Source organism: Streptomyces coryli (assembly GCF_011044975.1).
Classification (GTDB): Bacteria; Actinomycetota; Actinomycetes; order Streptomycetales; family Streptomycetaceae; genus Streptomyces; species Streptomyces coryli.
The window spans coordinates 1-21,267 of record NZ_JAAKZV010000136.1 but is presented as its reverse complement, the minus strand read 5'-3'; the positions used below and the strand labels follow the sequence as shown (position 1 = coordinate 21,267).

Here is a 21,267-nt window from a genome sequence, read left to right as displayed (position 1 = left end):
ACCCCAAGCGCCGGCACCTGCACCGCCGTCGTCAGGTCCGTACCCGCGAAGCCCAGCGGCAGCAGGAAGAGCACCCACGCCACCACCCAAGCCCGCCCGTCCCGGTCCGGCGTCGCCGTCGGCACCTTGAGGAAGCCCGCGCCACCGCCGCCCCCCAGAATCCCCATCCGCGGCAGCGCCAGCGCCGCGACCAGCAGCCCGACGGCGAACAGATTCGTGCTCACCGCCTGCACCAACGACCCTTCCCATCCCTCGGGATGGAAGCGCGTCAGCTGGCTCTGCCCGACCCCGATGGCCAGCGCGGCCAGCACCGCCACCGGCAGGTTCCGCATCGCGGCCGCCACCGCGACCCCGATGACCGCCATCACCAGCAGCGGCAGCCCGTACGGATCGAGCCACAGCTGCGGCGCCAGCAGCACTCCCGTAAGACCGGCCGTGAAGGTCCCGAACGCCCACCCCGTATCCGCCACCCGGTCGGCGTCGATGCCGCTCAGCGACGCGAGCCGGCGATTGTCGACAACGGCCCGCAGCTCGCGCCCGATCCGCGTCCACCGCGTGATCGCCGCGATCGCCAGCGCCAGCACGATGACGGTCCCGAGCTGCACCCACGGATCGTCAGGCAGCAGCTCCGGCGCATCCGACCGCGCCCCCGTGCCCCACACCAGTCCCGCCGCGCCGACCAGCAGCACGAAGACCCCGATCGACGCCACCAGCGTCTGCGCGCCCCCGCTCTCGCCGCGGTCCTGCAGCACCGACAGCGGCCGGAAGACGAACCGCCCCAGCAGCAGCCCGATCCCGGGCGCGATCACCGCGAGGCTCAGCAGCGCCGCCGCCCACAGCGGCCAGTCCCACTCCACCGCGAACTGCCGCATCGCATACGCGGTCACCATCGCCACCGCGCCGTGCGCGAGATTGAGCACGCCGGTCGCCCGGTACGTGACGATCAGCCCGATGCCGGTCAGCGCCGCCGCGCTGCCCACCGCGAGACCGGCCAGCGTCAGCTCGTAGGTGAGCGACGCCATCACGCCTCCGGAAGCGGTGCCTCGGCCGGCTCGCACACCGGACACGGCGTCAGCCCGCGCGCCGCGCGCGCCTCCGCGTCCACCGCCTCCGCGTCCGCCTTGCCGCGCACCAGCGGGCAGTCGGGCCGGTGGTACAGCGTCCCGCCCGGCACCGTAAGACAGCCGTCCGCCGCATTCGCCCGCGCTACGGGCGCGGCCTCTGCCTCCGGCTCGGCGTCACTCGCCACCAGCAGCCCGTACAGCTCCTCCACCCGCGCCGCCGCGAGCCCCTGGTCGCCGCGGGCGAGCAGGATCGCGCCCGCGATGATGAGGGCGGCGCCGGGGATCGTGCAGGAGGCCAGATACGGCAATTGGCGCTCGGCGAAGCGTTCGCCGGAGATGCCGTACCAGCCGATCACGCACAGCACCGCGCCGCCCGAGACCGCGGCCCAGCCGCCCCACTGGACGGCGAGCGACCGCACGCTCCGGCCCCACCGCACGCTCACCTGACGCATCTGTCCCCCTGCGCATCTGTGCATGTCGGCTGCTGGCATGCACTATGCCCCTTGACCCTTTCCTGCGCAGTAACCTGACGAAGATTCAACTACCGTGTACGTACCGTCACTTGACGTCAACGACCGCACGAGGTGAGGCAGATGGCCCGAGGGGGACTCTTAGCGCGTACCGCCGCGCTGACCGCCGTGGTGGTGCTCGCCGGGGCGGGCATGGCCGGATGCGGGGACGACAGCGGCGGCACCGGCGAGCCGAAGAAGACGCCCAAGCCGCAGCCCAGCAGCTCCGCGAGCTCCGCGCCCGCCGGCGGCGGGGGCGGCGCGCCGGCCGACAAGGCCGTCGCGGAGAAGGAGATCAAGGAGAACTGGCAGAAGCTCTTCGACCCGAAGACGCCCATCAAGGAGAAGCCGGACTATCTCGAGGACGGCGACGAGATGCAGCCGTTGATGGACCAGATGAGCAACGCCAAGGAGCTGAAGCAGGTCGCCGCGAAGGTGACCAAGGTGACCTTCACCTCCCCCGAGAAAGCCGAGGTGAAGTACGCGCTGACGCTCAACGGCGAGACGGCCGTACCGAATACCACCGGCACCGCCGTCCTCCAGGACGGCACCTGGAAGGTCTCCAAGAACTCGATCTGCGCCCTGATCAGCCTCAGCGGGTCCCCGGCACCGGGCTGCTGACATGCGCCGCGCCGCCGCCGTCCTCGCCGCGCTCGGCATCCTGCTGAGCGCGGCCTGCGGCAGCCGGCTGCCCGAGAGCGACTTCACCGACCGTCCTACGGGCCCCGCCCCGCAGCCCACCGGCGAGGCGAAGGGCGAGCCGGTCAAGGTCGGCATCATCACCAGCGCCACCAGCCCGGTCGGCGGCGAGACCTTCGTCGGCCCGCGCGACGGCGCCCGCGCCTACTTCGCCGCGCTCAACAAGCGCGGCGGCGTGCACGGCCGCCCCGTCGAGGCCGTCATCTGCGACGACGGCGGCAGCGGCGGCGGCAACAGCGACTGCGCCCGCAAACTGATCCAGCAGGAGAAGGTCTTCGCGCTCGTCGCCACCACGGTCCTCGACTACGCGGGCGCGCCCCTGGTCAGCAAGGCCGGCATCCCGGACATCGGCGGGCAGCCGATCGGGGCGGCGTACGAGACGTATCCGCATCTCTACGGGATCTACGGCAGCCAGGCGCCCCGCAAGGGCAAGCCGGGCTGGGGCGGGCGGCTCTACGGCGGCACCGAGGTCTACCGCTACTTCAAGCGCGAGCACGGCGCCCGCACCGCGGCCGTCGTCGCGTACAACCAGGCCGCCTCGGCCGCCTACGCCCGCAACGTCGCTGACGGGTTGCGCAAGGAGGGGTACAAGGTCGTCACCGAGCAAGTGGACTTCGCGCTGCCCAACTTCAAGGCCGTGGCGGCGGATCTGCGCGACAAGAAGGCCGACCTGGTCTTCGACGCGATGGACACGCACGGCAACGCCCGGCTGTGCAAGGCGATGGACGGCGCGAAGGTCGACCTCATCGCGAAGGTGACCAACGTGCAGAACTGGGCGTCCACCATCCCCGAGGACTACAAGGACGCGGCCGGCTGCCGCAACACCCTGTGGGCGACCGGCGCCAGCCGCAGCTACGCGGACGACGACCACCCCGCGGTGCGCGCCTTCCGCGCCGGCATGGACGCGTACGCGAAGGAAGTGAAGGACGCGGAGATCACGTCCCGCTCGCAGTGGCAGCTGGAGGGCTGGGCGGCGGCGATGTGGTTCGCGGACGCGGCGAAGTCCTGCGGGCAGGAGCTCCGGCACGAGTGCGTGGAGAGCTTCCTGGAGCGCGACAAGCCGTATACGGCCGACGGGCTGCTGCTGCCGGTGAACTTCAACGCCCGGGCCACGCCGCCGAAGACCGAGCGGGCCTGTGTGTCGGTGGCGCGGTGGCAGGACGACGCGGACGGCGGCCGGGGCGGCTGGGTGTCGCAGGGCGACATGAACGAGAACTGCTTCGAGGATGTTCCCCAGCTTTCGTACCGGCCCTGACCTGACCGTGTGCGCTATGCCACAACTGTCACTGGTCTGTAATAACGACCGATTCTGACCAACCCTGACCCACCCGTGACGGTCGAACTGTGTGCAGGGCGGTAGAGAGAGGACTCACCGCGCACACAGTGGGGAACCGGGGTATATGCGCATCTCCTTCTTGATACACCACGCTTACGGCATCGGTGGCACCATCCGCACCACGTCCACCCTTGCCCGGATGCTGGCGGAGCACCACGAGGTGGAGATCGTCTCCGTGTTCAGACACCGTGACGAGCCGGTCTTCGACCCCGGCCCCGACGTACGGCTGCGCGCCCTCGTCGATCTCCGCAAGGACAGCCCCGGCTATGACGGAGACGACCCGCTGCACGCGCAGCCGTCGCGCGTCTTCCTGCGCTCGGACAACCCGTACAAGCAGTACAGCCGGCTGACCGACCGGCGTATCGCCGAACACCTCCAGACCCTCGACGCGGACGTCGTCGTGGGTACCCGCCCGGGCCTCAACGTGCACATCGCGCGGCAGACCCGCCCCGGCGTGGTCCGCGTCGGCCAGGAGCACCTCACCTTCGACGTCCACCCGTGGCAGATGAAGCTTGCCCTCAGCGCGCTCTACCCGCGGCTGCACGCCGTCGTCACCATGACCGAGGCGGACGCCCGCTCGTACCGCAACCGGCTCCGGCTGCCCGGCGTCCGGCTCGACGCCATCCCCAACGGGGTGCCGGAGCCGCCGTGCGCGCCCTCCGACCTCGAGGCCAAGTGGGTCGTCGCGGCCGGCCGGCTCGCCTACGTCAAGCGTTACGACGTCCTGGTGCGCGCCTTCGAGAAGGTCGTCGCCGAGCGCCCGGACTGGCGGCTGCGGATCTACGGTGCCGGGGCCCGGCGGGACCGGCTGCGCGCCGAGATCGAGAAGCGCGGCCTGTACAACAACGTCTTCCTGATGGGCGCCGCGCACCCGCTGGAGGCGGAGTGGCCGAAGGGCTCCATCGCCGTGGCCACCTCCAGCATGGAGTCGTTCGGCATGACCCTGGTCGAGGCGATGCGCTGCGGCCTGCCGGTGGTCTCCACTGACGCCCCGCACGGCCCGCGGGAGATCATCACGGACGGCGTGGACGGCCTGCTGGTACCGCGGCGCAGCGCGGACGCGGTCGCGGACGGGCTGCTCACCCTCATCCAGGACGACGAGCTGCGCCACAAGATGGGCCGCGCCGCGCTGGAGAACTCTGCCCGCTTCGACCCCGCCCGCATCGCCGAGCGCTACGACGCGCTGTTCACCGAACTCACCGGCGGCCCGCGCAGCCTGACCGGCCGCCGCTTCACCGGCGCCGTCCTCGGCGGCGTGTACGCGGCGAAGATGGCGGGCCGGAGGCTGGCCGCATGACCGCCGTGGAACGCCCCGCCGCCGACATCGTCGCCGACCGCAGCGGCGCCCTGTGCTTTATCGTCCGCTCCGCCCCTACGGGCGCCGCGCTGCTGCTGCGCCGCCGCGGCGGCACGGCCCCCGAGGACGAGCTGCGGCTGCCGCTGGACGGCAACGGCGCCGACGGCCCGCACGCCATCCTGCGCGGCGACCTGCCGCTGGCGGAGGGCCGCTGGAACGTCCACCTGGAGCCGCCGGAGGGCAAGCCCGTACGGCTCGCGCCGGGCCTGAACGACCTGCGCGCGCTCGTCGACCGCGCCGCGGATTTCCGGGCGGGGGGCACGGCGCCGGTCCGCGCCCGCATCCCGTACAAGACGGTCGAGTCCAACCTGTCGCTGGTCTCCTGGCAGCGCACCCCGCACGCCGAGGCCGCCGACCTGCACGTCACCGGCGCCACGCTGCGGATCGGGGGCCTGCTGTACGGGGCCGGGCTCACCCCGTCGGCGACGCTGGAGGCGCGGCGGCGGACGGACGGCGACGTCTTGTGGGAGCCGATGGCGCCGGTGACCGTCGAAGGGCCGCGCTTCGAGGCCGGGTTGCCGTACGGCGCCCTGGCCGAGGCGGCGCGGCGGCTGACCGGCCCGCAGATCTGGGACCTGGCGCTGCGCCCGGCCCCGGACGCGGCGCCGGTACGGATCGCCCGCATCCTCGACGACGTGCCGCTGAAGAAGCAGATCTTCACCTACCCGGCAACGGAGTTCGGCGGCGGCACGGCGCGCCCGTACTACACGAAGAGCAACGACCTGGCCGTACGCATCGAGGGCTAACGAGGTCAAAAGCTGTCCGCAGCGCCTGGCACACTGCAGCCATGCTGGAAACCTCGGCCCGTCTCCTGAAGCTGCTGTCCCTCCTCCAGGCGCACCGCGAATGGTCCGGCGGCGACCTCGCCGACCGGCTCGGCGTGACGCCCCGGACCGTGCGCCGCGATGTCGACAAGCTCCGCGAGCTCGGCTATCCGGTGAACTCCTCCACCGGCGTCACCGGCGGCTATCAGCTCGGCCCCGGCGCCAAGATGCCGCCGCTGCTGCTCGACGACGAGGAGGCCGTCGCCGTCGCCGTCGGCCTGCGCCGGGCCGCCGGCGGCGGCGTCACCGGCATCGAGGAGACGTCGCTGCGCGCCCTCGCCAAGCTGGAGCAGGTCCTCCCGGGCCGGCTCCGCCGCCGCGTCTCGGCGCTCTCCGCCTTCACCGTGCCGATGCTCGGTTACGGGGCCGCGGGCGAGGCCACGGGCGTCGACGCCGAGGTGCTCACCGAACTCGCCGCCGCCTGCCGGGACAGCGAGACCCTGCGCTTCGACTACGCCCCCGCCGGCGGCGGCGAGCCCACCCGCCGCGTGGTGGAGCCGCACCGCCTGGTCTGCTCCCGCAACCGCTGGTACCTCGTCGCCTGGGACACCGGCCGCGCCGACTGGCGCACCTTCCGTGCCGACCGCATCACCCCGAAGCCGCCGCACGGCCCGCGCTTCACGCCCCGCGAGCCGCCCGCCCAGGACCTCGCCGCGTACGTCTCCGAGGGCGTCGCCGTGCGCGTCTACCCGGAGCGCGCGGTGGTGCTGCTGCACGCCCCGATCGCCGAGGTGCGGCAGCGGATCTCGCCGTCCGCGGGCGTGCTGCAGGAGGTGGACGCGGATACCTGCCTGCTGACCACCGGCTCCTACAGCCTGGAGGCGATGGCCTTCCACGTGGTCATGACCGGCTTCGACTTCGAGGTCCGCGAGCCGGCCGAACTCCTCGACCACATCGGCCGGCTCAGGGAGCGGCTCGACCGGGCCCTGACATCAGGGAGCGGGCGGGTCCGGGGGGCCTGATCCGGGCAGGGCGGTGGACTTGGCCGTCTCCTGGGTGTCGTCAAAGGCCGCGTACGGATGGTGCAGGTCGAAGGTGGGGGACTCGGACCGGATCTTCGGGATGGTGACGAAGTTGTGCCTGGGCGGCGGGCAGGAGGTGGCCCACTCCAGCGAACGCCCGTATCCCCAGGGGTCGTCGACCTCGACCTTCTCGCCGTACTTCGTCGTCTTCCAGAGGTTGTAGAGGAACGGCAGCGTGGACAGGCCGAGCAGGAAGGAGCCGATGGAGGAGACGGTGTTGAGCGCGGTGAAGCCGTCTGCCGCGAGGTAGTCGGCGTACCGGCGGGGCATGCCCTCGGTGCCCAGCCAGTGCTGGACCAGGAAGGTGGCGTGGAAGCCGACCATCAGCGTCCAGAAGTGGATCTTCCCGAGCCGCTCGTCGAGCAGCTTGCCGGTGAACTTCGGCCACCAGTAGTAGAACCCGGCGAAGGTCGCGAAGACGACGGTCCCGAAGACCACGTAGTGGAAGTGGGCGACGACGAAGTACGTGTCGGACACGTGGAAGTCCAGCGGCGGCGAGGCCAGCAGCACGCCCGTAAGACCGCCGAACAGGAAGGTCACCAGGAACCCTGTGCACCACAGCATCGGCGTCTCGAAGGACAGCGACCCCTTCAGCATCGTCCCGATCCAGTTGAAGAACTTCACCCCGGTCGGCACGGCGATCAGGAAGGACATGAGGGCGAAGAACGGCAGCAGCACGGCGCCCGTGACGAACATGTGGTGCGCCCAGACGACCACGGACAGGCCGGTGATCGCGATGGTGGCGCCGACCAGCATCGCGTAGCCGAAGATCGGCTTGCGGCTGAAGACCGGGATGATCTCGCTGACGATGCCGAAGAACGGCAGCGCGATGATGTACACCTCGGGATGGCCGAAGAACCAGAAGAGATGCTGCCAGAGCAGCGCCCCGCCGTACTCCGCGTCGAAGATCACCGACCCGAACCGCCGGTCCGCCTCCAGCGCCAGCAGCGCGGCGGCGAGCACGGGGAACGCCATCAGGACGAGAATCGACGTAAAAAGGGTGTTCCACGTGAAGATGGGCATCCGGAACATCGTCATGCCGGGCGCTCGCATCCCGAGGATGGTGGTCAGGAAGTTGACGGCACCGAGAATCGTCCCGAAGCCGGCCAGCGCCAGACCCATGATCCACATGTCCGCGCCGAGGCCGGGGGAGCGCACGGCGCTGTTCAGCGGCGCGTACGCGAACCAGCCGAAGGACGCGGGTCCGCCCGGCACCAGGTAGCTGCCGACGACGGTCAGCCCACCGAAGAGGAACAGCCAGTACGAGAGCATGTTCAGCCGCGGGAACGCCACGTCGGGGGAGCCGATCTGCAGCGGCATGATCTCGTTGGCGAAGCCGGCGAAGGTCGGGGTGGCGAACAGCAGCAGCATGATCGTGCCGTGCATGGTGAACGCCTGGTTGAACTCGTCGTTGCTGATGAGCTGCAGGCCGGGCCGGGCCAGCTCGGCCCGCATGATCAGCGCCAGGATGCCCGCGAACAGGAAGAACGCGAACGACGTGGCGAGATAGAGGTGCCCGATCTTCTTGTGGTCGGTGGTGGTCAGCCAGTCCACCAGCACGCGCCCGCGGGGCGTCACTCTCCGGTCGGGCGCGGGTGCGGTGGCCTCCGCGGTGTGCGTGGTTCCCATCCTGGTGTGCCCCTCTCGTGGACGGACGGGCTCTCACTCGCTCGCCCGCCATGATGCTCGCGTTGGTGCGCGGTCCGACAGGGGGCGTGCGCGGCTTCCTGGTGCGCGGGTGCCCGCGGGGGGTTCCCGACACGCGGGCGGAAGTTGTGAGGGTTTCGTGTGGACGGCTGATTACCCGACACCGAAGCAGAATTCCCGGCCCCGCTCAGAATGATCATTTTCGACGTGAAATCCCAGTGAAATACAGCGGTCTTACGGGCGGCGCACGGTCGGCTCGGAGCGTAATCGGAAGCGTTTATCCAGGCGTCCGCGGAGGCGGCAATAACGCGTTCGGAATGAGCTCTTACGAGTGACAGAAGCGGTTCACGCTCCGGCGACGGCAGTTGTGACACAAGTGTGACCGGCACCGGACTTGCCCGCTACGGACCCGTGGTGGCAGCCGCGTCCTGGCCAGGTCCTTCCGCGCCCGCGCCCGTCCGCATAGCGTGGCCCCATGGCACCGCAACCGAACACTCCTGTGGAACCCGACGACAACCCCGACACATACGTCGGCCTCGACGCGGACACCGCGGAGCACCAGGCCCGCGCCCGCGGCTGGCACACGGTCCGGGCGCTGCCGCCCGGCGCGATCATCACGATGGAGTACATGGGCGGGCGGCTGAACTTCGAGGTCACGGGCGGCACGGTGAAGCGCTGCTGGAAGGGCTAACTTCTTCTGCCCATCCGCCCACCCGTTGCTCCGTGCCGCTGGGTGGGGCGGGCAACGATCCCTCGCTCACGCGACCACCCGGCGCCCGCGCTGTGCCGCGCCTGCGTCCCCGGGCCCGCGCCAGGCCGAGGCTCCGTGCTGTGCCGCCGCCCTACGCCGAGCCCGCCGCCGCGCGCCTCCCGTTGGCACAGCCGAGCAACAGGGGGCAGGTGGGAGCAGAGCCCGGCCGCATCGGAGAGCCCACGTCCGCCGAGCCAGCCCTAGACCGAGCCGCGGGCCGCGCCCCTCCGCCCGCGCTATGCCCCGGCCCTGTGCCGCGGCCCCAGCGCCTGATCGCACTCCGAGCCACGGCGCCCGTTGCCGAGCCCCGCCGGCACAGCCGAGCAACGGGTGGGTGGGTTGGAACAGTCGGCCGTGCACGGCAAACGCACGGCCCCCGAGCCACCCCGCCCCAAAGGGCGGCAGCGCGGGGGCCGACGAGTGCGGGGAGAGGTTGTGCGTACCGGCTCCCCGCCGTTCAAGGGGTCGGGCGTCAGCCCGAGCTGCCCGCTGAGCGGGTGCGCGCGGCGGAGCCGCGTTCCGTGTGCGGCGGGCGGCGCTGGCCGGCCGGTGACACCGGTGTCCGCTCGTGCCGCGCGGTGTGCGGCCGCGCCGGATGGTGCGGCCAGCCGTCGGGGCGGGCAGCCGCGCCGACCGCCGCCATCTCCGGCAGCGGCTGCGGCGTCCCGCCGCCCTGCGCCGGCACCGGGCGCTGGATGATCGACACCCGCGCCGCCAGCGGCGAAGGCGCCGGCTCCAGGCCGCGGCTGCGCAGCCGGTCCCAGGCGGTCATCAGGAAGGCCTCGGCCCGCGCCATCAGCGGCTCGAACCAGGGCAGCGCCAGCAGCACCAGCAGCCCCGCGGTCCAGCCGAGGAAGACGTCGCTGATCCAGTGCGTGCCCAGGTAGACCGTGGTGAGGCCGACCCCGAGGGCGACGATGGCGGAGATGACCGAAGCGATTCTGCGGGCCCGCGGCGTGGAGGCCAGGTAGGCCAGGATGCCCCAGGTCACGACGGCGTTCGCGGTGTGACCGCTCGGAAATATATCGCCGCCGAGCCACATCTCGTTCGAGCCGATCTCGGTGGCGTAGTGCGGGCCCATGCGGCCCATGCCGAGCTTCGCGGCGCCCACGCTCAGGTTCAGCAGCAGCAGCGAGACGCCCAGCACCATCAGCGGGTGCAGGGTCCGGCGCCGCCACGCGCACCAGCCGAGCCAGGCCAGGACGGCCAGGGCGGTGGGGCCGCGCTGGCCGAGCACCACGAAGTAGTCGAGGAAGGCGTGCACCTCGGGCCACTGCTTGTACGGCTTGAAGAGCATCAGCTGCCAGTCGAGCTGAACCAGCCAAGAAGTGGTGAGGACGCCGACGACGATCGCCAGATAGACAGCCGCCACCGACCCGAACAGCCACCGGCGTGTTCGGGTCATGCGCGGCGGTCGGCCGCGGCGGGTCGTCTGCCGCTCCATCACGGGAGCGAGCTTGTCTTCGGTACGCACAGATTCGACGCTACATGGCCAGCGCAGGCGGATTGACCAAGCGGCCGGTTTTGTAATGGCTACGTGATGTGGAGTTTGTCTCAACAGGGACTTCTTGCCCGGCGTTTTCGGGCCGTTGTACCGATGTTTTCCGGGAATAAAATCGCCGTCCATCGTGCAATTGCTTTCCGCCTCCGCCCCTTCAATTGCCGGAATCCAGTCCGCCGCTCCGCGTTTCCACGACGGCCCCCGGCCCCGTACGGATCAGGGCGGACCCGACCCGAGCAGCCAAAAGGCCCCGTAGGCCGCAGATGTGACGGCCGTCACCACCAGTACCGCAGCCGCCCGCGCGGGACGCGCCCGCGCGAGCGCCACCGCCACGGGCAGCAGCAGCGGGAACGCGGGCAGCAGCAGCCGCGGCTTCGAGCCGAAGTACCCCGAAGCGGCGACGGCAAGCACCGTCACCACCCCCGCGTACGCCAGCAGCGGCCACGGCTGCCGCTGCCGTACGCACAGCACGCACACCCACACCAGCAGGCCCATCGCCACCAGCAGGCCGAGCCCGGCCGCGACCCCCGCCGGCCCGTTCCCGAACTTCTCCGCGATGAAGCGGGCGAAGGCCCAGCCGCCGTCGAAGCCGTTCCCCCACGCCCCCTGCACATCCAGATAGCCGAGCGGCTTGCCGGTCGCGAAGCCGACCCAGACGACGTACCCGACCCAGCCGAGCGGCGCGATCACCGCCGCGATCACCATCCGCGGCCGCGGCCCGCCGTCCGCGCCGCCCCGGCGCCCCTCCCGCCAGGCCAGCCACACCCCGACCCACACCGCCGCCACCACCGCGGCCCCCACCGGCCGGGTCAGTCCGGCCAGCACCGACAGCGTCCCGGCGCACAGCCACCGCCCGGTCAGCACCGCATAGACGCCCCACGCCGCGAGCGCCGTGAACAGCGACTCCGAATACGCCATCGACTGCACGATCCCGACCGGCAGCGCAGCCCACAGCACCGCCAGCATGATCCCGGCCCGCCGCCCGTAAAGCAGCTCCCCGATCGCGTACAGGCCGGCCGCCGCAGCCAGACCCGCCAGCGCGCTCACCACCAGGCCCACATCCGCCGGGCTCAGCGACGTCACCGCCGACCCGGCCTTCTCCAGCCACGGCAGCAGCGGGAAGAACGCCTTCGCCGGCAGCACCCGCCCGTCGTCCGCGACCTTCTCGAAGTCGTAGCCGTACGCGACCACCCGGACGTACCAGAGCGAATCCCAGCGCGCGGACAGCAGCTCGTGCGCGCTCTTGCCGGATGCGCCGGCCGAGACCGCGAGCGCCGCTACGCCCAGTGCGCGCACCGCCGCGTAGAGCAGCAGCGCGGGTGCGGCCCGGCGCACGGCGCCGCGCATCGCGGACAGCCGTCGTCGCGCCTTCGGGGGCGCATCCATCGCGAGATCGGTCATCCGCATGATTATCTGGCACGTGGCGACACGGAACGGTCATCCGGGCCCGGCCGGAGGCGCTTGGTACGCACGCGAGTGCGCTGCGTCACGCTGGGGTGCGAGCTTCGTCTCAAGTCGGACTGCACCGGTAACGGAACCGTGGATTCGCGTAATCTGACGTCTTCGCGCATGTGCAGGAGGTGCATTGATGGCAGGGACGACCACGGGTGCCGCACGGCCCGCGGGAGCGCTTGCCGGACCGCATGCCTCGCGCGGCGGCGCGAGCCGCTGGACCGTCCTCGTTGTCCTGTGCTCATCGCTGCTGCTCGTCGCCCTCGACGCCACCGTCCTCCACGTCGCCGTCCCGGCGGTCACCGAGGACCTGCGGCCCAGCGCCGTCGACCTGCTGTGGATCGTCGACGCCTACCCGCTCGTCGCCGCCTCGCTGCTGATCCTCTTCGGCACCCTCGGCGACCGCGTCGGCAGAAGGCGCGTCCTGCTCCTCGGCTACGGCATCTTCGGCATCGCGTCCGCCATCGGCGCCTTCGCCACCGACCCGCATGTGCTCATCGCGGCCCGCGCGCTGCTCGGCGTCGGCGGCGCCATGATCATGCCGGCCACGTTGTCGCTGCTCCGCCAGGTCTTCCCCGACCGGCGCGAGCGCGCCCTGGCCATCGGCATCTGGTCCGCCACCGCCGCCGTCGGCGCCGCCATCGGCCCGCTGCTCGGCGGCTTCCTGGTCGAGCACTTCTGGTGGGGCTCGGTCTTCCTGATCAACATCCCGCTGATGGTCCTCGCCATCCCCATCGGCCGCTGGCTGCTGCCGGAGTCCACCGCCAAGCACTCCGGACCGTGGGACGTACTCGGCGCGCTCATGGCCGCCGTCGGCCTCTTCGGCGTCGTCCTCGCCATCAAGAAGGTCGGCGCGGGCGCCGAGCCGTTCGAGCCCTTCGTCGTCGCCCCGGCCGTCGTCGGCGCCGCGCTGCTGACCCTGTTCGTGCGCCGCCAGCGGCGCCGCGACTGCCCGCTCGTAGACTTCTCGGTGATCTCCCGGCGCGGCTTCGGCACCTCCGTCGGCTGCATCATCCTCGCCATGCTGGCGCTGGTCGGCCTGCAGCTCATCGCCGTCCAGTACCTGCAGCTCGTCCTCGGCCTCACCCCCCTCGAAGCCGGCATCCGGCTGATCCCGCTCACCTTCGCCGCCATCGCCGGCGGCCTGCTCGGCTCCCGGCTGCTGGCCCGCTTCGGCCCGCGGGCGATGGTCATGGCCGGCTTCGTGCTCACCGCCGTCGCCGTCCTGGGGCTGATCTCCCTCGGCCAGCAGGACCGCCCCGCCATCCTCTGCATCGGCTTCGTGCTCCTCGGCTTCGGCCTCGAGATGGTGCTCTTCGGCTCGTACGAATCGATGCTCAGCGACTCCCCGGCCGACCAGGCCGGCGGCGCGGCGGCCATCGGCGAGACCTCGTACCAGCTCGGCGCCGGCATCGGCATCGCCCTCCTCGGCAGCGTCATGAACGCCGTCTACAGCCCCGGCGTCGCCGACGTCCCCGGCGTGTCCACCGCCGCCGGCAAGCACGCGGGCAACTCGCTCGGCGAGGCCTACAGCGTCGCCGCGAAGCTCGGCGGCGACGCCGGCGCGGCCCTGCGCACCGCCGCCCGCGACGCCTTCGTGCACGGCATGCACGTCACCCTGGTCGTCAGCGCCCTCCTGCTGCTCGGCGGCGCGGCGATGGCGATGCGGCTGCCGCGGCACATGGAATGCGGCACACCTGCGGAGGAAGCCCTGGACGCAGCGGATTACCCGGAAGTAGCGTCGGCCCCGAGCCGCGACCGACGCCGCCCCTCGGAGGGTCCGCATGTCCGCAAGCACTACGCCACCGTTCAACCCGGCCGATCCGCTGGGGATTGACGACCTTCTCGCCCCCGAGGACCTCGCGGTCCGCGACACGGTCCGCTCCTGGGCGGCGGACCGGGTGCTGCCGCACATCGCCGACTGGTACGAGTGCGGCGAACTCCCCGGCGTCCGCGAACTAGCCCGCGAGCTCGGCTCGCTCGGCGCCCTCGGGATGTCCCTGACCGGCTACGGCTGCGCCGGCGCCTCCGCCGTCCAGTACGGCCTCGCCTGCCTGGAGCTGGAGGCCGCCGACTCCGGCATCCGCTCGCTGGTCTCGGTGCAGGGCTCCCTCGCGATGTACGCGATCTGGAAGTTCGGCTCCGAGGAGCAGAAGCAGCAGTGGCTCCCGCGGATGGCCGCCGGCGAGGTCATCGGCTGCTTCGGCCTCACCGAGCCCGACCACGGCTCCGACCCGGCCGGCATGCGCACCTACGCCAAGCGCGACGGCTCGGACTGGGTGCTCTCCGGCCGCAAGATGTGGATCACCAACGGCTCGGTGGCCGGCGTCGCGGTGGTCTGGGCCCGTACCGACGACGGCATCCGCGGCTTCGTCGTCCCCACCGACGCACCCGGCTTCTCGGCCCCCGAGATCAAGCACAAGTGGTCGCTGCGCGCCTCGATCACGAGCGAGCTGGTCATGGACGACGTACGGCTCCCGCAGGATGCGGTGCTGCCCGAGGGGACCGGCCTGCGCGGCCCGCTCAGCTGCCTCACCCACGCCCGCTACGGCATCGTGTGGGGCGCTCTCGGCGCCGCCCGCTCGTCCTTCGAGGCGGCGCTCGAGTACGCCAAGACGCGCGAGCAGTTCGGCAAGCCCATCGCCGGCTTCCAGCTCACCCAGGCCAAGTTCGCCGACATGGCCGTCGAGCTGCACAAGGGGCTGCTGCTCGCCCACCACCTCGGGACGCGCATGGACGCGGGCACGCTCCGGCCCGAACAGGTCAGCTTCGGCAAGCTCAACAACGTCCGCGAGGCCATCGACATCTGCCGCACGTCGCGGACCATCCTGGGGGCGAACGGGATTTCGCTGGAGTACCCCGTGATGCGGCACGCCACCAACCTCGAGTCGGTGCTGACGTACGAGGGCACGGTGGAGATGCACCAGCTGGTCCTCGGAAAGGCCCTGACAGGTCAGGACGCTTTCCGAGGGTAGAGCTACGACTGGTTGAAGAACCCGCCGGAGGCGCCCCGCGCCGCCTCCCCGGGCACCACCCGGAAGTCCGCCGGGGTCAGCAGGAACACCCGGTTCGCGACCCGGTCGATCGAACCGCGCAGGCCGAAGATGAGGCCGGCCGCGAAGTCCACCACCCGCTTGGCGTCGGCCGGCTCCATCGCGGTGAGGTTCACGATGACCGGCACGCCCTCGCGGAACAGCTCGCCGATGCCACGCGCGTCACGGAAGCCGTCAGGAGAGATGGTGGCGATGCGCTGCCCCTGCTCCTGCGCCGCCTCGGAGGCGATCCGCACGCGCGGGTCGGTCACCCACGCGGCGCCGTCGGTCCGGGACTCTTCGGTGTAGTTGTCGTCGTCGTAGTAGCGCTCGTCATCGTTGTCGTCGACGAGGCCGAGCCACGCACTCGCCTTGCGTACCGATCCCATTGACGCCTCCTCTCTCTCGCGCGGCCAACTCCTCGTCCGCACCCCTATGGTCGTCCATGATGCGGATGATGTGCCAAGCGGATTGTGCCTGCCCACGGGTCTTGTGACAGGACTGGTGCTTTACGGCGCCCCGGTTGAGTGAGTGCCGTTCAGCATGCGGACAGCATACGGAATCTGACGGATTGGCAGATAATCATCTTCCCGGGCGTATGGGTGAACTCTGTGCACGCGCTGTGCTGGCGGAGTGAAAAACGCCCGGTGTGGCAGGCTTGACGACCATGACAAACGACTCCGACCGCCCCGGCCAGCAGGAATGGCAGGCCTGGCGGGATCGCCGGCTGCGCGCCGTATCCGCCCTGCACGGGCCGCTCGCCGTCACCCGGCACGCTCTGGCTCGCGGCCGCGGACGGCGGGGTGTTGGCCGGGCTTCCCGGTAAGTGGAAGGAGACGGCCGGCGGCATCGAGGTGCGGGCGGCCGCGGCCGACGGTCTGACCCTCGACGGCGCGCCGCTGGACGGCGTGGTCGAGGTCGGCGCCGACTCCGGGGCTCCAGGCCGTTCCCGGCTCGCGCACGGCGAGCGGCGGCTGGTGGTGCTGGACCGCGAAGGGCAGTGGGCCGTACGGGTGGTGGACCCGCAGGCACCGGCGCGCCGCGACTTCCCCGGCATCGACGCCTTCCCGTACGACCCGGGCTTCGCGGTGACCGCCCGCTTCCGGCCGTACGACGAAGGCGCGGTCGTCGTGCGGGTGCCGAACGCGGACGGTGTCGAGCGGGAGCTGCACCTCGGTGGGCAGGTCGTCTTCACGCTCGGCGGGGCCGAGCGGGCGCTGCGGGCCGGGGTGGAGGAGGGCGGCGGGCTGTTCATCGTGTTCGCCGACGGCACCAGCGGGCGCACCAGTTATCGCTTCCGCTTTCTGCGCACGCCCGCGCCGGCGGCCGACGGGTCGCTGCCGCTCGACTTCAACCGGACCTATCTCCCGCCGTGCGCATTCACGGCGCACTTCCTGTGTCCCTTTCCGCCGCCGGGGAACGCTCTGGATACGGCGGTCACGGCCGGTGAGCGGGATGTCGCGGCCATGTGACGAGGTGTGATGCTCGGCATGGACCGAATGGGCCCCTTGCGCTCGGGTGTTGACGCGCCGAATACTGCGGCCCAGCGTTTGACAGGGGCACGATTGTGCGGGCGGGGGTGAGAGGGCCTTCGCCGCGTGCCCGTGGCTGCGCTTCAAGGGCTCGCTCACCGGCGGGCCCCCGAGCACCTCGGAGGCATGTGTGAGGATCAAGCGACGCACCGGGCTGATAGCCGGGGCCTGCGCTCTCGCCGCGGGAACCGCGGTGGCCGTGCCGGCAGCCAGCGCCGACCCGGTCGAGACGTTCAGCACCACCCAGCTCGCCAAGACGAGCGACGCCGTGCTGAACGCCGACGTGGCCGGCACGGCCTGGAGCATCGACAGCAAGACCGGCAAGGTCGTGGTGTCGGTCGACGACCGGGTGTCCGCGAAGGAGGTCGCCGCGCTGAAGAAGGCGGCCGGCGCGACCGCGGGGGCGCTGAAGGTCGAGCGCGTCGACGGCAAGTTCAACAAGCTGCTGCGCGGCGGCGACGCCATCTACACCTCGCAGTGGCGCTGCTCGCTCGGCTTCAACGTGCGCAACGCGTCCGGCGCGTACTACGCCGTGACCGCCGGGCACTGCACCGAGGGCAAGCCGAACTGGTTCACCAACTCCAGCGCGTCGACGCCCATCGGGCCGACCACCGGGACCAGCTTCCCGACGAACGACTACGGCATCCTCAAGTACACGAACACCAAGGTCACCCACTACGGGACGATCAACCTCTACAACGGCAAGACGCAGCAGATCGACCGCGCCGCGAACCCGACCGTCGGCCAGGCGGTCAAGCGCAGCGGCTCCACCACCGGGCTGCACAGCGGCAAGGTGACCGGCCTGAACGCCACCGTGAACTACGGCGGCGGCGACATCGTCTCCGGCCTGATCAAGACCAACGTCTGCGCCGAGCCGGGCGACTCCGGCGGCCCGCTGTTCGCCGGCACCACCGCCCTCGGCCTCACCTCCGGCGGCAGCGGCAACTGCACCTCCGGCGGCACCACCTTCTTCCAGCCGGTCAAGGAGGCGCTGACGAAGTACGGGGTGAAGGTCTACTGAGGCCTGCCCGCTGAGGCATGACCGCCGACCGCGTTCGGCCTCCTGCCCTCCCGGCTCTCCCCAGTGGTGCAGTCGCGGAGTTACCGTAAGAGAAGCCGCAATTTAGGCGCCTGACTCGTACGGGTACGGCAGGAGGCCGGCGATGGTCGAGGAGCTGGTGGCCGCGGGAGTGACGGTTGCGTCCGTCGGTGCGGTCTATGTGATGTCAGCGGCCCGCGTGGTGAAGCAGTACGAGCGCGGGGTGGTCCTCCGGCTCGGCCGCCTCAGGCGCGAGGTGAAGGAGCCGGGCTTCACGATGATCGTCCCCGGCGTCGACCGGCTGCGCAAAGTCAACATGCAGATCGTCACCATGCCCATCCCCGCCCAGGAGGGCATCACCCGCGACAACGTGACCGTGCGCGTCGACGCCGTCGTGTACTTCAAGGTGGTCGACGCGGCGGACGCGATCATCCGGGTCGAGGACTACAAGTTCGCCGTCTCGCAGATGGCGCAGACCTCGCTGCGGTCCATCATCGGCAAGAGCGAACTGGACGACCTGCTCTCCAACCGCGAGAAGCTCAACGAGGGCCTGGAGCTGATGATCGACAGCCCCGCGGTGGAGTGGGGCGTCACCATCGACCGGGTCGAGATCAAGGACGTATCGCTGCCGGAGACGATGAAGCGCTCCATGGCCCGGCAGGCCGAGGCCGCCCGCGATCGGCGGGCCCGCGTCATCAACGCCGACGCCGAGCTGCAGGCGTCGAAGAAGCTCGCGCAGGCCGCGGAGGCCATGTCCGACCAGCCCGCGGCGCTGCAACTGCGCCTGCTGCAGACCGTGGTGGCGGTCGCCGCCGAGAAGAACTCCACGCTGGTGCTGCCGTTCCCGGTCGAGCTGCTGCGCTTTCTGGAGCGGGCCCAGGGCGGCCCGCCCGCGGCCGCTCCGCCGCGGCCGCGGAAGGAGCTGCGGGACGAGGCGGAGGACGCCGGGGAGACCGGCGAGCTGGACGAGCTCGAAGCCGTCGGCAACCTGGACCTCGGGCCCACGGAGGCGGCCGAGGCCGCCGAGAAGGCGGCGCGGATGCTGCGACTCGGCCCGCTCGAACCCGTGGGCCCGCTCCCGGAGCCGGAGGCGGAGTCGCTGCCGGGGCTGCTGGGGCCGACGGAGGAGAAGGACGACGAGAAGTCGGGGGGCGAGAAGGCCGCGGAGGGCGACGACGACCGCCGCTGACGGTGTGCCACAGTGGGCGGCATGCCTGAGACGCCCGCCAACGCCTTCCCCCTGCACGGCCGCGTGGCCCTCGTGACCGGCGTCAGCCGCCGCGTCGGCATCGCCTACGCCCTTGCCCGCCGCCTCGCCACCCTCGGCGCCGACGTCATGGCGCACTCCTGGGCGCCGCACGACGACGAAATGCCGTGGGGCGCCGACCCGGTGGGCGCCGAAGGCGTCGCCGCCAAGCTCACCGGCGAGCTGCCGGCGGGCGCCGGGCGGGTGGTCGCCCGCTCCTCGGACCTCGCCGACCCGGCCGCGCCCGCGGCGCTCGTCGACGCGGCGACCGCGACGTTCGGCGGCCTCGACCTGCTGATCGCCACGCACGCCCGGTCGAGCACGTACGACCTCGCCTCCTCGACCGCGGCCGAGCTGGATCTGTGCTGGGCGGTGAATGTGCGGGCGACGCTGCTGCTCGCGCAGCGGTACGCCGCCGTGCGGGACCACTCGCGGCCCGGCGGGCGGATGGTGATGTTCACGTCCGGGCAGTACTTCGCGCCGATGCAGGGCGAGATCCCGTACGTCACGACCAAGGGCGCGCTGCAGCAGATCACCAAGTCGCTGGCGATGGAGCTGTCCGCGCGCCGGGTCACCGTCAACTGCATTGATCCCGGGCCGGTGAACACGGGATATGCCGAGCCGGGCGGTGAGCTGTACGAGTTCGTGGCCTCGAAGATGCCGTTCAAGCGCTGGGGCGAGCCCGACGACGTGGCGAACCTGGTGGAGTGGCTGGCCCGGGACGAGGGCGGCTGGATGACCGGACAGACGCTGTCCAACGACGGCGGCTGGCAGCTGGGCGCGTTCGGCTGACCGCACCGCGCTGACGGACTGTCTTATTCCGGGCTCGACGTGTGCGCGTCAAGGACACCAGGCTTCAGGACGCCTGTGACCTGTACGCGTCCACGAGGGGAAGGCCCGCACGTGAAGTTCAGCTACGCCATGCTGCCCGACTACCCGCTCACCGAGTCCATCGCCTCCATCCGGCTCGCCGACGAACTCGGCTTCCACGCCGTCTACGCCGCCGACGAGACCTGGCACAAGGACATGTGGCTGCTCTTCGCCGCCGCGGCCGGGCAGACGCGGCAGATCCGCATGGGGCCGAGCCTGTCGCCCGTGGTGCTGCGCGAGCCGACGCTGATCGCCCAGTCCCTCGCCACCCTCGACGAGCTCTCCGGCGGCCGCGCCGAAGGCGTGCTGTCCTGCGGGAACTTCGGGCTGCTCGCCCAGTACGGGGTGGACTGGACCCGGATCAAGCCGCTGTCCAGGACCAAAGAGGCGCTGCACGTCGTACGGACGCTGCTGGACGACGGGGCGATCACGCATCGCGGCGAGTTCTACACGTACGACGGGCTCTTCACCTTCGCCCGGCCCGTACAGGAGAAGCTGCCGGTGCTGCTCGGGGCGATGCGCGGGCCGAAGTCCTTCGAGGCGGCCGGGGAGCTGTCGGACGGCTGCCATCACGCGCTGTCGTATACGCGGGAGGCGTACGACTACGCCGTGCGGCACATCAGGGCCGGCGCCGAGAAGGCCGGAAAGGACTGGCGGTCGCTCGACATCGGGGCCTGGATCGTCTTCGCCACCGGGCCCGATTCGGCGGCGGCGAAGGAGGCCGCCCGGTCGATGGTCGGCATCTACGCCTCGTCCATGCCCGAGGAGCAGCTGGTACGGAACGGCGTCGACCCGGCCGAGCTCAAGCCCATCATCGACGCGATCGGCGCCGGCGACCTGGCGCGCGGGATCGAGCTGACGACGCCCGACATCACCGAGCGGCTGTCGGTGGCGGGCACGCCCGAGGAGTGCCTGGAGAAGATCCAGCGGGACATCGCGCCGAGCGGCGTCAACCACATCATTTCGGCCATCACCGACCGCAGCCTGGTCAAGGCCTTCACCGGCCGGGATCTGGACGGGGTGGCGGGCGCGGATACGCAGCTGCGGCTGATCGCCGAGAAGATCATGCCGGCGTTCCGCTGAGGGCCCGGGAGGGCTGAGAACGCCGCCAGTTGGGGCTGTGCGATCATCCGCGGATGACTTCGAGCTCCAAGACGGAATGGGCGCGGCCGGTCGCGGGTGTCGTCTCCGCGGCCGGCTCGCTGCTGCTCGCGCTGCTGTGGTGGAAGGCCTGGGGACTGCGCACCGCCACCCCTGGGCTCACCGATCTGTACGCCCTCGGCCGCGGCGACGAGGCCGTGATGGTGTTGGCGATGCTCCTGGTCATGCCCGTAGGAGCGCTGCTGCAGACGCCGCTCGCGCTGGCGCGGCGGGCCCGGGTGGGGG

Annotated in this window: 20 protein-coding genes; 14 read left to right on the top strand and 6 right to left on the bottom strand. The window is 71.4% G+C overall.

The features are described 5' to 3' along the window. Both G5C51_RS25975 and G5C51_RS25970 read right to left on the bottom strand, forming a co-directional pair. On the bottom strand, positions 1–1,022 hold a 1,022-nt coding region (locus tag G5C51_RS25975; RefSeq protein WP_165240633.1), incomplete at its 3' end, for a branched-chain amino acid ABC transporter permease. After that, a complete protein-coding gene (locus tag G5C51_RS25970; protein WP_165240632.1) occupies positions 1,022–1,516 on the bottom strand; it encodes a hypothetical protein in 495 nt (164 codons plus the stop codon). The genes G5C51_RS25975 and G5C51_RS25970, both read right to left, overlap by 1 nt. 141 nt (positions 1,517–1,657) lie before the next feature. Here G5C51_RS25970 and G5C51_RS25965 point away from each other — a divergent pair, with 141 nt between their 5' ends. The 5 genes from G5C51_RS25965 (at position 1,658) to G5C51_RS25945 (ending at position 6,751) form a co-directional block, all read left to right on the top strand. Beyond that, positions 1,658–2,194: an MTB12 C-terminal domain-containing protein gene (locus G5C51_RS25965; protein ID WP_165240631.1), complete on the top strand. Its 537-nt coding sequence runs from the start codon at positions 1,658–1,660 to the stop codon at positions 2,192–2,194. A gap of 1 nt (position 2,195) precedes the next feature. Next, positions 2,196–3,527, top strand: coding sequence for an ABC transporter substrate-binding protein (locus G5C51_RS25960; RefSeq protein WP_165240630.1), 1,332 nt, complete (start codon positions 2,196–2,198; stop codon positions 3,525–3,527). A 145-nt stretch (positions 3,528–3,672) separates the two neighbouring features. Further along, a complete protein-coding gene (locus tag G5C51_RS25955; RefSeq protein ID WP_165240629.1) occupies positions 3,673–4,905 on the top strand; it encodes a glycosyltransferase family 4 protein in 1,233 nt (410 codons plus the stop codon). Next, positions 4,902–5,711, top strand: coding sequence for a hypothetical protein (locus G5C51_RS25950; protein WP_165240628.1), 810 nt, complete (start codon positions 4,902–4,904; stop codon positions 5,709–5,711). Before G5C51_RS25955 ends, G5C51_RS25950 begins: the two co-directional genes overlap by 4 nt. A 41-nt stretch (positions 5,712–5,752) precedes the next feature. Beyond that, the gene (locus tag G5C51_RS25945) at positions 5,753–6,751 is read left to right on the top strand and encodes a helix-turn-helix transcriptional regulator (RefSeq protein WP_165240627.1); all 999 of its coding nucleotides are present in this window, start codon (positions 5,753–5,755) and stop codon (positions 6,749–6,751) included. On the opposite strand, the gene ctaD is transcribed toward G5C51_RS25945, so the two are convergent. Beyond that, a complete protein-coding gene (gene ctaD / locus G5C51_RS25940; RefSeq protein ID WP_165240626.1) occupies positions 6,722–8,440 on the bottom strand; it encodes an aa3-type cytochrome oxidase subunit I in 1,719 nt (572 codons plus the stop codon). The two genes, G5C51_RS25945 and ctaD, sit on opposite strands and share 30 nt — an antisense overlap. A gap of 493 nt (positions 8,441–8,933) precedes the next feature. Here ctaD and G5C51_RS25935 point away from each other — a divergent pair, with 493 nt between their 5' ends. Beyond that, entirely contained in the window at positions 8,934–9,149 is a 216-nt protein-coding gene (locus tag G5C51_RS25935; protein WP_165240625.1) for an I78 family peptidase inhibitor, read from the top strand. Positions 9,150–9,681: 532 nt separating this feature from the next. Here the strand turns inward: G5C51_RS25935 and G5C51_RS25930 are convergent. Both G5C51_RS25930 and G5C51_RS25925 read right to left on the bottom strand, forming a co-directional pair. Further along, positions 9,682–10,683, bottom strand: coding sequence for a phosphatase PAP2 family protein (locus G5C51_RS25930; protein ID WP_338118304.1), 1,002 nt, complete (start codon positions 10,681–10,683; stop codon positions 9,682–9,684). A gap of 243 nt (positions 10,684–10,926) precedes the next feature. Continuing rightward, positions 10,927–12,111, bottom strand: a complete 1,185-nt coding sequence (locus tag G5C51_RS25925; protein WP_165240624.1) for a glycosyltransferase family 39 protein — start codon at positions 12,109–12,111, stop codon at positions 10,927–10,929. A 187-nt stretch (positions 12,112–12,298) separates the two neighbouring features. Here G5C51_RS25925 and G5C51_RS25920 point away from each other — a divergent pair, with 187 nt between their 5' ends. Next, positions 12,299–13,999 (top strand): MFS transporter, encoded by a 1,701-nt coding sequence (locus G5C51_RS25920; protein WP_165240623.1) that lies wholly within the window; start codon positions 12,299–12,301, stop codon positions 13,997–13,999. Then, positions 13,947–15,137, top strand: a complete 1,191-nt coding sequence (locus G5C51_RS25915) for an acyl-CoA dehydrogenase family protein (RefSeq protein WP_165240622.1) — start codon at positions 13,947–13,949, stop codon at positions 15,135–15,137. Before G5C51_RS25920 ends, G5C51_RS25915 begins: the two co-directional genes overlap by 53 nt. A 2-nt stretch (positions 15,138–15,139) precedes the next feature. Here G5C51_RS25915 and G5C51_RS25910 read toward each other — a convergent pair whose 3' ends face one another. After that, on the bottom strand, positions 15,140–15,583 hold the full coding sequence (locus G5C51_RS25910; RefSeq protein ID WP_165240621.1) for a cell division protein SepF: 444 nt from the start codon (positions 15,581–15,583) through the stop codon (positions 15,140–15,142). Positions 15,584–16,000: 417 nt separating this feature from the next. On the opposite strand from G5C51_RS25910, the gene G5C51_RS25905 reads away from it, so the two are divergent. The 6 genes from G5C51_RS25905 to G5C51_RS25880 all read left to right on the top strand — a co-directional run. After that, positions 16,001–16,666, top strand: a complete 666-nt coding sequence (locus G5C51_RS25905; protein ID WP_420824856.1) for a DUF1684 domain-containing protein — start codon at positions 16,001–16,003, stop codon at positions 16,664–16,666. A gap of 190 nt (positions 16,667–16,856) precedes the next feature. Beyond that, complete coding sequence (locus G5C51_RS25900) at positions 16,857–17,747, top strand: S1 family peptidase (protein ID WP_338118303.1); 891 nt, start codon at positions 16,857–16,859, stop codon at positions 17,745–17,747. A 142-nt stretch (positions 17,748–17,889) separates the two neighbouring features. Beyond that, complete coding sequence (locus tag G5C51_RS25895) at positions 17,890–18,954, top strand: slipin family protein (RefSeq protein WP_240929922.1); 1,065 nt, start codon at positions 17,890–17,892, stop codon at positions 18,952–18,954. 21 nt (positions 18,955–18,975) lie between these two features. Further along, positions 18,976–19,803 (top strand): SDR family oxidoreductase, encoded by an 828-nt coding sequence (locus G5C51_RS25890; RefSeq protein WP_165240620.1) that lies wholly within the window; start codon positions 18,976–18,978, stop codon positions 19,801–19,803. A 111-nt stretch (positions 19,804–19,914) separates the two neighbouring features. Further along, positions 19,915–20,964: an LLM class flavin-dependent oxidoreductase gene (locus tag G5C51_RS25885; RefSeq protein WP_165240619.1), complete on the top strand. Its 1,050-nt coding sequence runs from the start codon at positions 19,915–19,917 to the stop codon at positions 20,962–20,964. Between the two features lie 53 nt (positions 20,965–21,017). Further along, the coding region (locus G5C51_RS25880; RefSeq protein WP_165240618.1) for a hypothetical protein at positions 21,018–21,267 on the top strand (250 nt) is incomplete at its 3' end.

Excerpts from the sequence above, each read along its gene's own strand:
- G5C51_RS25970 (WP_165240632.1), bottom strand. The coding sequence starts at position 1,516 with ATGCGTCAGGTGAGCGTGCGGTGGGGCCGGAGCGTGCGGTCGCTCGCC.
- G5C51_RS25965 (WP_165240631.1), top strand. The coding sequence starts at position 1,658 with ATGGCCCGAGGGGGACTCTTAGCGCGTACCGCCGCGCTGACCGCCGTG.
- G5C51_RS25960 (WP_165240630.1), top strand. The coding sequence starts at position 2,196 with ATGCGCCGCGCCGCCGCCGTCCTCGCCGCGCTCGGCATCCTGCTGAGC.
- G5C51_RS25955 (WP_165240629.1), top strand. The coding sequence starts at position 3,673 with ATGCGCATCTCCTTCTTGATACACCACGCTTACGGCATCGGTGGCACC.
- G5C51_RS25950 (WP_165240628.1), top strand. The coding sequence starts at position 4,902 with ATGACCGCCGTGGAACGCCCCGCCGCCGACATCGTCGCCGACCGCAGC.
- G5C51_RS25945 (WP_165240627.1), top strand. The coding sequence starts at position 5,753 with ATGCTGGAAACCTCGGCCCGTCTCCTGAAGCTGCTGTCCCTCCTCCAG.
- ctaD (WP_165240626.1), bottom strand. The coding sequence starts at position 8,440 with ATGGGAACCACGCACACCGCGGAGGCCACCGCACCCGCGCCCGACCGG.
- G5C51_RS25935 (WP_165240625.1), top strand. The coding sequence starts at position 8,934 with ATGGCACCGCAACCGAACACTCCTGTGGAACCCGACGACAACCCCGAC.
- G5C51_RS25925 (WP_165240624.1), bottom strand. The coding sequence starts at position 12,111 with ATGACCGATCTCGCGATGGATGCGCCCCCGAAGGCGCGACGACGGCTG.
- G5C51_RS25920 (WP_165240623.1), top strand. The coding sequence starts at position 12,299 with ATGGCAGGGACGACCACGGGTGCCGCACGGCCCGCGGGAGCGCTTGCC.
- G5C51_RS25915 (WP_165240622.1), top strand. The coding sequence starts at position 13,947 with ATGTCCGCAAGCACTACGCCACCGTTCAACCCGGCCGATCCGCTGGGG.
- G5C51_RS25910 (WP_165240621.1), bottom strand. The coding sequence starts at position 15,583 with ATGGGATCGGTACGCAAGGCGAGTGCGTGGCTCGGCCTCGTCGACGAC.
- G5C51_RS25895 (WP_240929922.1), top strand. The coding sequence starts at position 17,890 with ATGGTCGAGGAGCTGGTGGCCGCGGGAGTGACGGTTGCGTCCGTCGGT.
- G5C51_RS25890 (WP_165240620.1), top strand. The coding sequence starts at position 18,976 with ATGCCTGAGACGCCCGCCAACGCCTTCCCCCTGCACGGCCGCGTGGCC.